The sequence below is a fragment of the Pseudoflavonifractor sp. 524-17 genome, from assembly GCF_009935845.1.
Classification (GTDB): Bacteria; Bacillota; Clostridia; order Oscillospirales; family Oscillospiraceae; genus Pseudoflavonifractor_A.
This window is the reverse complement of record NZ_QWEK01000040.1, coordinates 17,604-32,951: the sequence shown is the minus strand read 5'-3', so window position 1 is coordinate 32,951 and position 15,348 is coordinate 17,604. Positions and strand designations below refer to the sequence as shown.

General features: G+C 46.4%; 14 protein-coding genes. All 14 read left to right on the top strand.

Annotated elements, in window-relative coordinates:
• Positions 1 to 146 precede the first annotated feature (146 nt).
• The 14 genes from D1159_RS20245 to D1159_RS13760 all read left to right on the top strand — a co-directional run bounded on the left by D1159_RS20245 (position 147) and on the right by D1159_RS13760 (position 15,347).
• Entirely contained in the window at positions 147 to 1,604 is a 1,458-nt protein-coding gene (locus D1159_RS20245) for an ABC transporter permease (RefSeq protein ID WP_347563697.1), read from the top strand.
• A 12-nt stretch (positions 1,605 to 1,616) separates the two neighbouring features.
• Positions 1,617 to 2,345: an ABC transporter ATP-binding protein gene (locus D1159_RS13820; protein ID WP_161846249.1), complete on the top strand. Its 729-nt coding sequence runs from the start codon at positions 1,617 to 1,619 to the stop codon at positions 2,343 to 2,345.
• Positions 2,346 to 2,466: 121 nt separating this feature from the next.
• Positions 2,467 to 3,552, top strand: coding sequence for a glycosyltransferase (locus D1159_RS13815; RefSeq protein WP_161846248.1), 1,086 nt, complete (start codon positions 2,467 to 2,469; stop codon positions 3,550 to 3,552).
• A gap of 10 nt (positions 3,553 to 3,562) precedes the next feature.
• Complete coding sequence (locus D1159_RS13810) at positions 3,563 to 4,936, top strand: glycosyltransferase (protein WP_161846247.1); 1,374 nt, start codon at positions 3,563 to 3,565, stop codon at positions 4,934 to 4,936.
• 5 nt (positions 4,937 to 4,941) lie between these two features.
• Complete coding sequence (locus D1159_RS13805; RefSeq protein WP_161846246.1) at positions 4,942 to 5,487, top strand: hypothetical protein; 546 nt, start codon at positions 4,942 to 4,944, stop codon at positions 5,485 to 5,487.
• Positions 5,477 to 6,979, top strand: a complete 1,503-nt coding sequence (locus D1159_RS13800) for an NTP transferase domain-containing protein (RefSeq protein ID WP_161846245.1) — start codon at positions 5,477 to 5,479, stop codon at positions 6,977 to 6,979. Before D1159_RS13805 ends, D1159_RS13800 begins: the two co-directional genes overlap by 11 nt.
• Positions 6,976 to 7,560: an SIS domain-containing protein gene (locus D1159_RS13795; protein WP_161846244.1), complete on the top strand. Its 585-nt coding sequence runs from the start codon at positions 6,976 to 6,978 to the stop codon at positions 7,558 to 7,560. Before D1159_RS13800 ends, D1159_RS13795 begins: the two co-directional genes overlap by 4 nt.
• The gene (locus D1159_RS13790; protein ID WP_161846243.1) at positions 7,553 to 7,933 is read left to right on the top strand and encodes an NIF family HAD-type phosphatase; all 381 of its coding nucleotides are present in this window, start codon (positions 7,553 to 7,555) and stop codon (positions 7,931 to 7,933) included. Before D1159_RS13795 ends, D1159_RS13790 begins: the two co-directional genes overlap by 8 nt.
• A gap of 125 nt (positions 7,934 to 8,058) precedes the next feature.
• Entirely contained in the window at positions 8,059 to 8,892 is an 834-nt protein-coding gene (locus D1159_RS13785; RefSeq protein ID WP_161846242.1) for a hypothetical protein, read from the top strand.
• 17 nt (positions 8,893 to 8,909) lie between these two features.
• The gene (locus tag D1159_RS13780) at positions 8,910 to 10,892 is read left to right on the top strand and encodes a glycosyltransferase family 8 protein (RefSeq protein ID WP_161846241.1); all 1,983 of its coding nucleotides are present in this window, start codon (positions 8,910 to 8,912) and stop codon (positions 10,890 to 10,892) included.
• 16 nt (positions 10,893 to 10,908) lie between these two features.
• Entirely contained in the window at positions 10,909 to 12,027 is a 1,119-nt protein-coding gene (locus D1159_RS13775) for a glycosyltransferase (RefSeq protein WP_161846240.1), read from the top strand.
• A gap of 69 nt (positions 12,028 to 12,096) precedes the next feature.
• Positions 12,097 to 13,503: a LicD family protein gene (locus D1159_RS13770; RefSeq protein WP_161846239.1), complete on the top strand. Its 1,407-nt coding sequence runs from the start codon at positions 12,097 to 12,099 to the stop codon at positions 13,501 to 13,503.
• Entirely contained in the window at positions 13,469 to 14,167 is a 699-nt protein-coding gene (locus D1159_RS13765) for a class I SAM-dependent methyltransferase (protein WP_161846238.1), read from the top strand. The genes D1159_RS13770 and D1159_RS13765 overlap by 35 nt, the downstream gene beginning before the upstream one ends.
• Positions 14,151 to 15,347, top strand: a complete 1,197-nt coding sequence (locus D1159_RS13760; protein WP_243152297.1) for an HAD-IIIA family hydrolase — start codon at positions 14,151 to 14,153, stop codon at positions 15,345 to 15,347. The genes D1159_RS13765 and D1159_RS13760 overlap by 17 nt, the downstream gene beginning before the upstream one ends.
• Position 15,348: the final 1 nt, after the last annotated feature.

Below are 15,348 nucleotides of genomic sequence, written 5' to 3'. Positions count from 1 at the left end.
TTGGCCGCAAACGCCAGGCAGAGTGTAGCGCGATTTGACTTGAGTCGCGTGTTGTCTACGGTCTTGACGGCTTACGGGACTGTGTCGGAGCCGGTGGCGGCGCTGCGGTGAGAAACATGCAGACGCAAATTTAGGAGAATGGAAACGTGGCAGGAAAACAGATTAAGGAAAATTCTTTTGTGGATCTCAAGAAAATATTTCTCGGCGTATTTGCAGCCTACGCGCTGCTGATCGTCTGCTTTTATTTTCTCACTGGTGAGCAGCTTCACCTGCGGGAGTCCCGGGGGAATCTGACGATGCCAGCGGCGGACGCGGCAGCGGCGGAGCTTACCCAAGGTGTAACGGTGGAGCAGAGCTTCTGCGCCGAGATCCAGCGCCTTGAAAGCGTATCCGTACAGTGGGGGACCTATTACCGCCCCAACGCTGGGACGGTTACTATGGAGCTTGTGCGTCAGACGGACGGTACCGTGCTGATGCAGGAGAGCTTTGACGCGGGGAGTATCAGCGAGGGCCAGGCTCTGACCGTATCCTCAGAGGAGCCCATTGAAGGGCTGTACAACGTGCCGCTGGTACTGCGGGTCTTCGCGGACTCCCAGCCCGGCAGCGCGGCGGCGCCGCTGATGAACACGACACAGGAGCAGGAGAACAGTTTCAATCTGAGCATAAACGGTGAGCCAAACACTGGTATGCTGTGCTTTTCCGCTTCGGGGACGGACTATATCTGGACAGGGCTGCACTATTGGGAGTTTGCCGCGGTCGGGTTCGTCCTGCTGGCCCTGTTACTGGGGGTGATCTGGTACCGGCAGAAGAAAGGAAAGCACAGTTACCTCGTCAATGCGGTGATTGCGATGCAGAAATACCGCTTTCTGATCCGTCAACTGGTGTCTCGGGATTTTAAGACCAAATACAAGCGCTCGGTGCTGGGGATGTTCTGGAGCTTCCTGAACCCTCTGCTTACGATGCTTGTCCAGTATTTTGTCTTTTCCACTATTTTCAAAAACGACGTTCCCAATTTTGCTGCCTATCTGATCATCGGCACGGTGATGTTCAATTTCTTCACAGAGGCCTGCGGGATGGCGCTGAGTTCCATTGTGGGCAACGCCAGTCTCATTACCAAGGTCTATATGCCCAAGTACATCTATCCCTTGACCAGGGTCATGTCCTCGGTGGTCAATCTGGTCATCTCCCTGATTCCCATGCTGATCGTATGTGTGATCACCGGCGTGCAGTTTCAAAAATCGGCGGTGCTGGCCATCTACTTTTTTGCCTGCGTGATTGTTTTCAGCTTGGGGTTTGGAATGTTGCTGTCGGCCTCCATGGTGTTCTTCCGGGACACCCAGTTTCTCTGGGGTGTCCTTACCATGATTTGGATGTACGTCACCCCCGTCTTCTATCCGGAGACCATCCTGACTGGCAACTTTAAGATCGTCCTTCAGGTGAATCCGCTGTATCATTTCCTGAAAAACACCCGTATCTGTATTTTGAACGGGATCTCGCCGGAACCCATTGTGTACATACAATGTATGCTCATCGCATTGGCGACGTTGGTGGTTGGAGCCCTGGTGTTCCACAAGAGCCAGGACCGCTTTGTCCTATATCTGTAAGGGGTGTGGAACATGAGTAGGGTGATGATTGAGGTCAATGATGTGACCATGCGTTTTCGGATGAATACGGACAAAATTCTCTCGCTCAAGGAATTTGTGACCCGCAAGCTCAGCGGAAAGCTGGAGTACCGGGAGTTTACAGCCCTGGATCATGTCTCCTTTCAGGTGCGGCGGGGGGAAACACTGGGCCTCGTTGGGCGCAACGGTGCGGGGAAGAGCACCATGCTCAAAGTGATTTCCGGAATCCTGAAACCCACCGAGGGCAGTGTTGTCACCCACGGCAACGTGGTGCCTATGCTGGAGCTGGGAAGCGGGTTCGATATGGATCTGACGGGCCGAGAGAACATCTTCCTGAACGGGGCTATCTTGGGCTACTCCGAGGAGTTTTTGAAGGAAAAGTACGGTGAAATCGTGGACTTCTCCGAGCTGGGCAGATTTATCGAAACACCCATCCGCAACTACTCCTCGGGTATGCTGGCGCGGCTGGCATTCTCCGTGGCATCGGTGGTGAACCCGGAGATTTTGATCGTAGACGAGATCCTCTCGGTGGGGGATGCCCGGTTCCAGGAGAAGAGCCGGAAACGGATGATGGAGCTCATGGGTGGTGGGACCACGGTGCTGTTTGTGTCCCACAGTATTGCGCAGATCCGGAAGATGTGCCGGAAGGTGGTTTGGCTGGAGCATGGGACAGTAAAAATGATTGGATCTGCCGGTGATGTGTGTAAAGCGTATGGCACTTAAACAAATGAGCCATTTAACAAGTGACACAGTCACGGAGATCGCTGGCCGAGATCAAGAGCCATGCGGTGTTGCTGGTAGATTAGCAGTCAAAGGTAGAACAGATGCGTGCGGGATGGAGGGAATGAAAAAAGTGGAGGGTTTTCAAAACCCGTTGGTGAGTGTTATTGTTCCGGTATTCAATTGTGAGAACTACTTGAAGCGGTGCCTGGAAAGTTTGAAAGCACAGACTCTGAAAGAAATTGAATTTGTTTTAATTAACAACGGTTCCACGGATGGAAGTGGGGCAATCCTTCGACGATATGCCGAAGAAGATAACCGTTTTATACTGATTGAACAGGAAAACTTAGGAATTCAGGGGTCACGCAACCGTGGACTGGAGGCAGCCCGGGGACAATATATCGGCTTTGTGGACGCCGATGACTTTGTGGAACCATCTATGTTTTCACATTTGTTGGAACGGGCGGTTTTTACTAACAGTGATATTTCGGCCTGCAATTACAAATTGACGTTCCGCAACCATGAATCAGAAGGTGTTTTAGTCCTCCAAGACGAGGTAGCGGACATGGCTATTTTGGGCCGGGAGACATTCTATCTGCGCTACTTTGGCAAGAATCCTGTAGTCTGGAACAAGCTCTACCGAAAAAAGCTGCTGGCTGAGAACGGGATAAGATTTGAGGTCGGGCATGGAGAGGATTTGTTGTTACACCTGCGGCTTCTGCCCTATGTGAAGCGGCTGTGCGTTTCCCATCAGCCGCTGTACCATTATGTGCAGCGCCGTACCTCGGCGGCTCACGGTCTAACGGAGGCCGCAAACAAAGATATCACGCTATTGTCAAGATACTTAGAAGGGGAAGAAAGCGGCCACGCTTCGGATCGTCTGTCCATGTTAGCGTTTTCCAATATTTTTACTGGTTTTATGTTTTCTGCCTATTGCATTGGAAGATCCGTCTCTTATTTTTACACTCAATTGCAGGCTTTTCGGAATTGGGATCGTTTCGAGGAATTCTGCTATACCATCTCTCAGACAGAGGAACTATCCTCGTTGTATGTAGAACAGGTGATATCCATACGGTTTTACCGTATTCAAAAGTTCATTTTCGGGCTGTGCCTACGAGGAAAAGATCGCAGGGTGGCTCTCTTTATGTGGGGGATTAGTAAGCTGATTATTCTAAAAAAGAGACGTTTTCAAATCGGACAGTTTGAGTGAGGTGACTGACGTGGGGTTTTCCCTGCTGGGCTCACTAGAGGCTTATGGCTTAAAGCAGGTTATAAGCCAGGGATATGAAAAACTGGTCGTAGATCCCGAGAGGTACAGGCACATACATGGGGAGGAGAGCGTGCCTGTCCGCCCTCTCCCTGCTGTTCCAAAATCCACAGGGAAGCAAAACAAGACCGTCGTTCTGGTTGTCCACAGCTACTATCCGGATAGCGGAGGAGGTACAGAGCGTTTTGGAAAGAACCTGGCCGCTGCTCTCCGAATGGCAGGAAACCGTGTGATTCTTTTGGCATACTCGGCCAGGGTTTTCTCAGCCTATCCTAATCGATACGCAGGTATTGTGTATGTGATGGAGACCATAGATGAAATCCCGGTGATTCGATTTCGCCATCGACGGCCCAATGGAGCTGGATTGAAGGATATTCCCAAAGAGGATCCGGCGCTGGAGAAATTTGCGCGGGAACTGTTTTCACAGATACACCCAGATGTGGTGCATTTTCTCCATCTGAGCCGTATCAATCCTTTGACTGGGGTATGCCAGTATCTGAATATCCCTTATTTTGTTACAGTAACGGATTTTTTTGCTCTGTGCCACTCCTCTACCCGTATTGATAGATTTGGTGGGATATGCGGTGGCTGCAAGGAAGGAGCCCGATGCAAGAAAGCCTGCCCTACCATACAAATCAAAGCACCGGAGGAGCGGTATCGAAATGCTCTGCGGCTCCTGAAGGGAGCGGAAGCGGTGGTTACGCCCAGCGCCTATACCGCAGGAGTGTTCCAGCGGGAATTCCCTGGCCTGAAAACGTCGGTGATCCCACATGGGATTGGGCTAGCTCCATTCCGAAGGGCTAGAAGTGGAGCGGTAAGGAGGTTCCTTTTTGTGGGTCGGCTGTCGGATGTCAAGGGCGTGGGTTTTTTGATTTCTGCCTTTCATAATATGCCGCCTGACTGCTCCCTGCGGATTTATGGTGATGGCCCAACGAGGTACAAAAGTAATCTAAAGCACTTAGCGGCAAAGGACAAGAGGATTGCCTTTTATGGACTTGTTCCACCGGAGAGTATCGCAGAAGTATATCAAGAGGCTGACTGTGTGGTGGTTCCATCTTTGGTTCCGGAGACTTACAATTTTGTGGTACGCGAGGCCTTACAGAGTGGGTGCCTTGTTGTGGCCTCCGCCGTGGGGGCTATCCCGGAGGTTGTTGTAGAAGGAAGAAACGGTTTTTTGGTGCCATGCGGTCAGAAAGAAGAACTCCATACGGGGCTAATGAGGGCCTATGATTTTTCCTGGGACAATTGGACCTCAAGCCAATTTCCCAATACTCGGGATGAGGCGGCCTCCTATTCATATCTTTATGAACAGATAAAAGAGGTGTGAGGACAATGGGCGAGAGCCGTAAGATCAAAAAGCTGATGCGGCATAATCTTTGGGAGTCCTATTGGGGATGGTGGATCTGGCATAGGTTGGTAAAGCGGTACCATTTGGGTCGTACCCGGGTGATTTTGCTTCCCTCCCAGGACCGGCGATACAATTATGCAGCCCTGCGCTATGTGGATCAGATGCTGGAACGGCATAACTATGATAACGCCATCTTTCTGACGGTGGACCCGATGGTGGAGAAGGTTGCCGGGCTGTTTTCCAAGAATATTTGTGCGGTGGAGACCATTTCTCGGAAAAAGGCGGAGCGGCTGATGCAGTTTTATTGCCTCTATGAATTTGATCCACGCTTTGTGGTGGCATCTTTGGAGGAACCCAATGGGAGAAATGCGGTGGGCCTAATTGGGAAAAACGGCACCACGGTGGAGGAACTGATTGCCATCGGTGTCTATCAAATTCCTGAGTTTTCACAGGAAAGCGTTCCTTGCTACGGAGGGGCGGATCCGGAAATTCAGGCGTTTTTGGCGGAGGGAAAAGTGGATGTGGCCTAAATATATTGTCGTTCAGGCAGGCGGGAAGGGAACGCGGCTGGAGCATCTGACGCGCAACAAGCCCAAGGCGCTGACTCCCATTGGGAACCGTCCAATGATCTTCCATCTGTTCGAAAAATTTCCGGATCAAAAATACATTATCGTCGGCGATTATAAGTGTGATGTATTGCGGAAATACTTAAAAGCCTTTGCCAAGGTCGATTACACCGTGATCGATGCGCACGGAAAAAGCGGAACATGTGCCGGGCTTGGCGAGAGCCTGCGAGAGATCCCGGACGGAGAACCATTTCTTCTTATTTGGTGTGACCTGGTACTACCGGAGGAGTTTAATTTTCCGGAGCAAACGACCAACTATGTGGGCATATCCAAGGACTTTCCCTGCCGGTGGAGTTATAAAAATGGAACGTTCAAGGAGGAACGATCTACGGAGCAGGGGGTGGCTGGCCTGTTTCTCTTTCAGGACAAGTCCTTGCTTTCCGGTATGCCGCAGGAGGGAGAGTTTGTCCGCTGGCTGGGGGAGAAAGGTGCAGTGTTCCGTGAGTTGTCCCTATACCGCACCAGAGAATACGGCCTTTTGGAGGAGTATCAGAAGTTGGGAGCCAGAAAGTGCCGCCCCTTTAACCGTATCACAGTGAAGGAGGACAGACTTATAAAGGAGCCGGTGGATGACCAGGGTCTCGCCCTTGCCGAGCGGGAGCGGGCCTGGTACCGCCGGGTCATGAGCCAGAACTTCCGGCAGATCCCCAGAATATATTCCCTGGACCCGCTGGAGATGGAGCGGATCGATGGAGAGAATATCTATTCTTATACGAAACTCTCCCAGAAACAGAAGAAGGAGAGCCTGATTCAGATCATTTCCTGCCTGAAGAAGGTACAAGCCCTGGAACAGGCCCCCGCGAACAGGGAGAGCTACTGGGAGGCTTACATTGGAAAAACGATTAAACGCCTGGAAAAAGTGCGGGAGCTGGTTCCCTTCGCGGATCAGGAGGCCGTCCTTATCAACGGAAAGGTATGCCGGAATGTTTTCTTCCATTGGAAAGAAATAGAAGAGACGGTTATGTCCTTCTTGCCGGATACCTTCAAGCTGCTGCACGGCGATTGCACATTTTCCAATATCTTGCTGCGAAACGACTGCACCCCTGTGCTCATTGACCCTAGAGGATATTTCGGGAATACGGAACTGTATGGGGACCCGGCCTATGACTGGGCAAAGCTCTACTACTCCATCGTGGGTAACTATGATCAGTTCAACCTGAAACGGTTTTCTCTGGAGATTCGGGAGGATGGGGTAGACCTACACATTGAGTCCAACCACTGGGAGGACATGGAACCTGTCTTCTTTGATCTGTTGAAGGGTGAGATCGCCCCCCGGCAGATTAAGATGTTTCACGCGATTATCTGGTTGTCGCTGACTACCTACGCCTGGGAGGACTACGATTCTATATGCGGAGCCTTTTATAACGGCCTGCTGTATTTGGAGGATGTGCTATGATCCGTTACTTTCAAGAAATCATGAAGAGCGTGGAGAACGCAGTCACCTCTTTGGATGAGGCTGCCTTTGATCAGCTGGTGGAGGAGTGCATTGCCGCTCTCTCCGCCGGGCATAAAATCATTGTCAGCGGGCTTGGAAAAAATGTTCCGGTCTGTGACAAATTCGTTGGGACCATGAACTCTCTGGGCCAAAACGCCGCTTTTATGAACACCAGCAGCGCAGTACATGGGGACATCGGTATGGTTCATCCAGGTGATGTGGTAATTGTGCTGACCAAGAGCGGTGAGACAGTAGAGTCGGTCTATTTGACCGAGCTTCTTCAAAAGCGGGGTGCAGACATCTGGCTTTTGACCTTCCGCAAAGAGAGCACCTTGACACGTATGATTCCCAAGCATTTGATATTGGATCTGCAAAACGAGGGAGATCAGTGGGACATCGTACCCAATAATTCCACAACGGTGAACCTGATTATCCTGCAGGGCCTGGCCATGGAGATTGTCAGGCGCAGGGGCGTGACCCTTCAGGATTTCAAGCAAAATCATCCCGGTGGATACATAGGGGAGCAGCTGAAAAATGTGTGAAGAGGTGATAGAGCTTTCCCCTCTGGGAAAAACCTGGATCTTGGATTTGGACGGTACCCTCGTCAAGCATAACGGTTACAAGCTGGATGGTTGCGATACTCTCTTACCCGGGGCAAAAGAATTCTTAGCAAATATTACCCCGGAAGATATGGTCATTATTGTGACCTCTCGCAAGGAGGAAGTCAGAGAACAAACGCTCGCTTTTTTGAGGGAAAACCATATCCGCTGTGACCACATCATTTGGAACGCCCCCTACGGGGAGCGGATCGTGGTCAACGATAAAAAGCCGTCGGGGTTAAAGACGGCAGTAGCGGTGAATGTGGAGAGGGATGGGACTATGACATACAAGCTGCGTATTAATTTAAAAAAGTGAAGAAAGCGAAGTCTTTCCTAAAAAGATTTGTGATGATAAATGTGATTTATCGGTATCTGACATCTATAAAAAAGGGGTATTCCGTATATACGAACATTCAAAAAAAGTATAGCGGAAGTCGAAAATTGATTTTATGTCCGTTTGAAGGGTGCGGAGATGCCTATTTAATGGGTCGTCTTTTTGATGAATACTTGCGGAAAGAAAGAATTGATACAGAATATATTGTAATACAGCCTTCTGAAGTTGGAGGAAGAATCTTAAAGCTGTTTGGAATAGCACCGATAGAATGTATTTCATGTGAAGAAAAAAATGCAATTTTAGCATTTGGCGCCTTTATTGGATTTACTGCGGCAAACATGACAGTTTTTCATTTTAATTCAGGCATTCATACAGGGATAATGAATTGTGTGGAAGGAATCCATAATATTGACTTCTTCTCTATGTTTTCTTTAGGGAGACTTAATTTGGATGTTTTAGCATTGAGAGTTCCACACTTTGTTGCAGGGGCATTTTTGAAGCGCAAATTAATTGGTCAAGGAGTTAGGGAAGGAAAAACTGTGATATTGTTTCCCAGGTCGAACTCTATTCCGTCTCCCTCAGAGGAGTTTTGGAAAAAACTATCAATTGAGCTCAAACGTAAGGGCTATATAGTATGTACCAATGTAATATATGATGAAGAGCCTGTCTATGGCACAATTCCGCTTCAAATTCCAATTGAAGAAATAGAAGGGACACTTTGCTTTGCAGGTTGCTTTATCGGGAGTCGATCTGGAATATGTGAGGTAGTAAGTAGCGTGGACTGCAAAAAAATTGTCATTTATCCGTATGGCTATCGTTGGGGTAGCGGATATGTTGATGAATACTTTAATATCAGAAATATGCAATTATGTGCAGATATGATTGAGATTTCATATTCGCAAGAAAAAATGTTACTTGCTCAAATATTATGCCATTTTTAGATGAGGGGGTTGCACTTATGTTTCGAAAAATGAAGGAGAAAGTAAAGTCGAAACTTCGAAGAGGTTGCATTTTTGTATTAAAGAACTATTTTAGAAATGTTATGGGAGGGTACAAAATCTATAAATCTCTGTTGGGGAAATATGGGAATGACACCACGATAATAGCACATGGCTGGCCCGGGATGGGAGACATTTTTTTGCTACACGAATATTTAAATTACTACTTAGAGAAAAACAATATTCAAAAATATGTAATAGTTATTCCGGGAAGTGCGGCATTTCGAACTGTAGAGCTTTTCGGAATAGAAAATATTGAACAAATTTCAATTGAAGAGAATAGTATGCTGGTAAAGTTTAAGATTTTTATGTCGAACGGTGCAAAAAATTTGCATATTCTACATCATGATCCCCCAGCCTCTCACGTTGGGATAGGTGGAAAGATTCAGGGAATTCACCATACAACAACGCGGGATATGTTGTTAGGTGTGTGTATGGGTCTTAAAGATACCACTTTGCCACCAAGTTCGGACGCCCATTTCGAGAACGATCCAGAATATATCAAAAAACTATTTAAAAGTAATAGACTGGTGCCCGGGAAAACTGTAATTTTGTCTCCATATTCTAATTCTTGCGCTGCGGCAATACCAATGCAATCTTGGGTGGGCATTGCAGAGACATTAAAAGAGCTCGGCTTTTCGGTATGTACAAATGGTGTTGGGCCAAATGAGCCCGCTATTGAAGGAACCAAAGTGGTATCGGTTCCATTAAAATATAGTAAGGCGTTTCTAGAATATTCAGGTTATTTTATATCTATGCGAAGTGGATTGTGCGATGTTATTGGGCAATCAAAATGTAAAAAATATATAATATATCATGGCGGAAATATTTGTGGATGCAACTTGGAATCAGATTATTTTAATCTAATTAAAATTGGACTTTCATCAGATGCAAAAGAATTTTCTCCGTATAATAGTACAGTGCGGATTATTGTTGATGAAATATTGGCTGATATCGCACAGTATGCACCATATTCTGAAAAAAAGAGAGAAATTATTGAAAAGACAGAAAGAATAAATTTTGGACAAGATGTGTCGCCTGCTTTTACAGAAAACAACATAGCAATCGCATTTTCTTGTTCTAATGAGTATATCCCGTACTTGATTGTAGCAGTGCAGTCTATCATCGATAATGCAAGACCAGGAAACAACTATGATATTGTAATTTTAGAAGAAGATGTTACAAAAGAAAACCGTGAATTATTAAAAAAGACATATTCTTGCGCGAATGTCTCTATTCGATTTATTAATGTAGCAGGGTATCTCTCCAATTATGATCTATTCACATGGGGGTGGTATCGCCCTATTATGTATGGGAGATTTTTGGTAATAGATTTAATGAAGCAGTATGAAAAAGTGCTCTATTTAGATTGTGATTTGGTAGCCCTTCATGATGTAGCTGATTTGTATAATATAAGATTAGACGCTTCAGAATGTATGGCAGCAGCCAGGGATGTTGGTATGATTAACACATATTGTACCCCGGGCTGTAAAGAAAAGGCGTATTTTGATCAAGAAATAAGGATAAAGAATCCCCTTAACTATGTAAATAGCGGAGTTTTACTCTTTGCCATTCAAACATTGCGGAAAGAGTACACAGTAGATCAGATTTTCAGACATTTTTCATCCAGAAAATGGATGTGGCAGGATCAAGATGCACTTATGACTCTGTTTGAAGGGAAGATTAAGTATTTAGATCAGAGTTGGAATGTTATGATTCAGAGCATGGAGGGATATCCGGATTTGATTGGGACATATGCGCCTGTGAGTGTACGCAACGCATATATTAGGGCGAGAGAAGAGCCAAAAATTATACACTATATAGAAAATAAGCAACTTAAATTTAATCCAGTTTGCGACTTGTATCATTATTTTTGGAAATATGCAAAAAAGACGCCATATTATGAATTGATTCTGTTACGCGCCTTTAGACAAAATCTTTAATAAGGGGAGTTACATTTTGCAAAAGGATGCTGTGTCAGAAGGACTAAGCCCTGCATTTTCTGAATCACCGATTGTTATTGTAACAGCGGTAAGTGATGAATATCTGGCGTATTTTGCAGTTACACTTCAATCAATTGTTGAACAAAGCTCGAAAAAATTTTTTTATGATATTGTTGTATTAGGTACAGAGCTTTCTCGCCAGGGGATTGAAAGAACGGAAATACTTGTTGCAGGTCGAGAAAATTTTAGTATCAGATTTGTTGACGTATCAGATGTTTTAAGTAGATATAATTTCCCTGTAGAGCAGGTATATAAACCGATTATATATGCACGTTTTTTAATTCCGGAACTCATGTGTAGGTATGATCGAGCTGTTTATATTGATGCAGATATGATTTTCTTGGATGACATAGCTATGCTATATGATAATCCGTTTGGAGATACATTGTTATTGGCAGTAAGAGATACAGGAATGCTAGCATGGTATCATATGCCAGATAGTAAAGAAAAAAGGTATATAGATAAAAAGTTACACCTGAAGTATCCAGATTCATATTTTAATTCGGGCCTAATTGTTTTTAATATTCAGAAATTTAATAAAACATATCAGTCGACTTTTTTGCTTCGCTATGCGGAATCTAAGTCATGGAGATGGCGGGATCAGGATGTGTTTATGACGTTGTGCGATGGTAAAGTAGGCTTATTGCAGCAAGAATGGAACGTGTTATTACCATATTTCCGAAATGACATGCAAATGTTGTTGCAAGTCGGGCAGTTTGAGCTTGCAAAGGAATATCAAGTCGCACTCACCCATCCAAAAGCACTTCACTTTATTGGAACGGGTTTCTTATTTTTGGAAAATCCACCGATGTATGCAGACCAATTTTGGCGACTGGCTCGAGGGACAGCAAATTATGAGATGCTTTTACAACGTGCGTTGCTTTTTACAATGCAGCGTAGCACTAAGAGTATAGAGGGCTTGTCAAAGTTTAGCTTTATGTTGGGTCAAGAAACTGTGAGGAAGACGCTTAGCTTATTTGAAAATGGTGAACTTGGATTTCGATATATTCTGAAGTTTGCCCAAAGGTGGCTACAGTTTAAATTGAGACATTGTAAAAAATGGGCTAATTCATGATATTGGACTTGGACAAGGAATGCAGATAAGGTATGGTGATATTTGGATATTTCGAAAGGGGGTGAGGACTTGCTCCACATATTGAAAAATTTTTTAAAACATCTTTTTCCTCCTACGCTTCATGTCTTTAATCGAGAAATAAGTGCCTTACGGAGAGACATAGAGGATAAGTTGCAGGAAGAGAACGAAAGCAGGCAAAAAGAACTCGTTTTTCTTATTGAACGGGAAAAGAAAGAAAAGCAGATAGAGCAGCGGCAAGAGCTACAAGAGCTAAGAGCACTGCGCATTCAAAGTGAAGAACTGAGGAATGAACTTGAATCGAAGCTGAGCGCTTTCAGAAGTGAGCTGGATGAGCGGGTAGAGACACTTAGGCTTCTTAGTGAGAGTATAAGTACGAAGATTCTGGAACTTCAGGAAGGCCAAGGGCAGGGCAAGGACCAGGTTATTTCCACCCTCTGGGACAGCCGAAACAGCGCCCTGTGGGAGGCCAAAGAAGAAATGCGAGTCTACAACCGCCAGTGGCAGCAAATATTTTGGTATTGGCTTGCGGTGCGGGGTGAATTAAGCCTTCTACAGGCAAAAGAAACATTTTTTAAGGCGCTGCCCAAAGCAGAGGGAAGTGTACGGCAGCTTCAGAGAATGGAACTATACTTACTTCAACAACTCAAAAGGATATGCGAAAAAAATGGACTGAGGTATTGGATGACAGATGGCAGTTTGCTTGGGACGGTGCGCCATGAAGGCTTCGTGCCCTGGGACGATGACATGGATGTAGGAATGCCGAGGGCCGATTTTGAACGGCTGAGAGAGGTGCTGAGAGATAATAAGCATTTTCAAGTCGTTGATTACTATTGTTTGGCAGAGCCTCGGTGGTACTCTAAGATATCCAAATTTGTGGATCTGGATAGCGGAAGCTCGGTGTTTATAGACCTCTTTCCCTATGACTATTATGATGTGGAAACACGTCAAGAGGCACTAGCGCAGTATCGTGACCGGCGAGTGGAGCTTGTGAGTGAATTGGATAAGCTAATTCCAAACTTGAAGTGCCGCTATCGGGACGTTCAGGTGGATAATCCTGAAGACAAGGCAGCCTTGGATACCGTGTTTGCGAAATGTGTGGCGGATTATCCCAAGAGCGGTAAATGGTTAGGGTGGAGTGTGGAAATATGGGAGTCTGAGGCCCGAATTGGATTTCCGGAAGGTGTGATATATCCTTGTTCTCAGGGGACCTTTGAGGGAATTGTTGTTAGCATTCCGGCAGATGCCAAGGCGTGGCTGAAGCAGGTATATGGAGAATATATGGAATTTCCTAGAGATGTGGGGATGCAAAATCACATGGAAATGTTTGGCCTTGATCAGCAGGAGGAGCAGATCAGGAATTTCCTGCGGCAGAGGGTCCTTGAAGAAGAACGTCCGCAAGGACTGGGGACGGAGGAGAAGGATGGGTCAGCGCAAGGAACAGAGACGTCCCTTTAATAGGGATGTTGAATATTGGAACGATTTCTACAAAAATAAATTCTTTATGAGCGAACCCACTGCATTTGCTCGTACAATCCTGCCCTATTTGAAACCGGGGAAAAAGCTGATTGATGTCGGTTGCGGAAATGGAAGGGATAGCCTTTTCTTTTATCAAAGCGGCATTAATGTATTGGGTATTGATGCTTCAGACGTAGCAATCGGTCAGCTTCAAGGAAAAGCAAAAGAAGGAAAGCTATCGTTCCTTTGCGGCGATTTTACGCGTCAGCCCGATGAAGCTGAGACATATGACTACTGCTATAGCAGATTTACGCTTCATGCCATCAGTCAAGAACAGTCCGATCTACTATTTCAACATGCAGCACGGATTCTAAAGGACGGGGGCGTAATTTGGATTGAAGCCCGCAGCGTACACGATGACCTGTATGGGCAAGGGATTCCCTTGGGAAAAAATGAATTTCTATTTGATGGCCACTACAGAAGATTTATCGAAAAGAAAGGGCTGAAAAAAGAACTAGAGAAAGCTGGTTTCTCTGTCGTGTACATGGAGGAAAGCAGAGACTTTGCACCGTTTCAGAATGAACGGCCAGCTATTATACGAGCGGTAGGAGTAAAAAAGGGCAATAGACGTACGGGAGGACAAGGTAATGGTGATGAAATCTAAAATTGAGCAGGCTGTCATCTTAGCTGGGGGCTATGGAACCCGGCTAAAGCCGTTTACGGATACTAACCCCAAACCTATGTATCCCTTTGAGGGGAAGCCCTTTTTGGAATATTTGATTGAGCAGGTTCGGTCCTTCGGAATTCAGGAGATCGTGCTTCTGTTGGGGTATCTGCCAGAGAAGATCCAGGACTATTTTGGGGATGGCAGTCGTTGGGGTGTTCATATTACATATTCTGTAACCCCTGTGGAGTATGAGACTGGACTGCGGATTAAAAGCGCGGCGCCGCTGCTCTCCGATGAATTCCTTCTGATGTATTGCGACAATTACTGTCCCATTGATTTTGTCCGTTTGGTCGCCGATTATGAAAAGAGCGGGGCACTGCTCCAGTTTACCGCCTATCGGAACAAGGACGGGTCTACCAAGAACAACCTGCGTATTTCGGAGGATGAATTGGTGGAGGTTTATGATAAAAAGCGCATTACCCCTGGTCTCCAAGGTGTTGACATTGGGTATGCCATTGTCAACAAAAGGGTGCTGGCGTTGCTGCCGGAGGAAAACCACAACTTTGAGGCTGTGGTTTATCCTACCCTGGTGGCGGAAAAGAAGCTCTATGCTACTGTCACGGAGCACCGCTACTACTCTGTGGGCTCCTGGGAGCGGATTGAACTGACCAAAGAATTTTTCCGGCCCAAGAAGGTGGTTTTTCTGGACCGGGACGGCACATTGAACGTTCGGCCTCCCCGGGCGTGTTACATAGAAAGACCCGAGGATTTTGTTTGGCTTCCCGGGGCGCGGGAAGCGGTGAAAAAGCTGAAGGATGCAGGGTATACCCTCATTTTGATCTCCAACCAGCCGGGAATTGCTCGGGGGAACCTGACGGAGGAAACTCTGGCGGCCATTCATGAAAAAATGCAGGCGGACTTGCGGGAGATTGGCGCGGAGATCGACAAGATTTATTACTGCCCTCACAACTGGGATGATGGCTGTGAGTGTCGGAAGCCCAGGCCGGGGATGTTCTTCCAGGCGCAGAAGGAGCTGAGCCTGGATCTGACCAAGTGTGTGATGATTGGGGACGATGAACGAGATATGGAGGCAGCCACGGCTGCGGGAGTTTCGGGGCTATTCATTAATGAGAAAAGTCCTTTGGAGACGCTGGTGAGTTTGATTCTAGGAGGTTAAA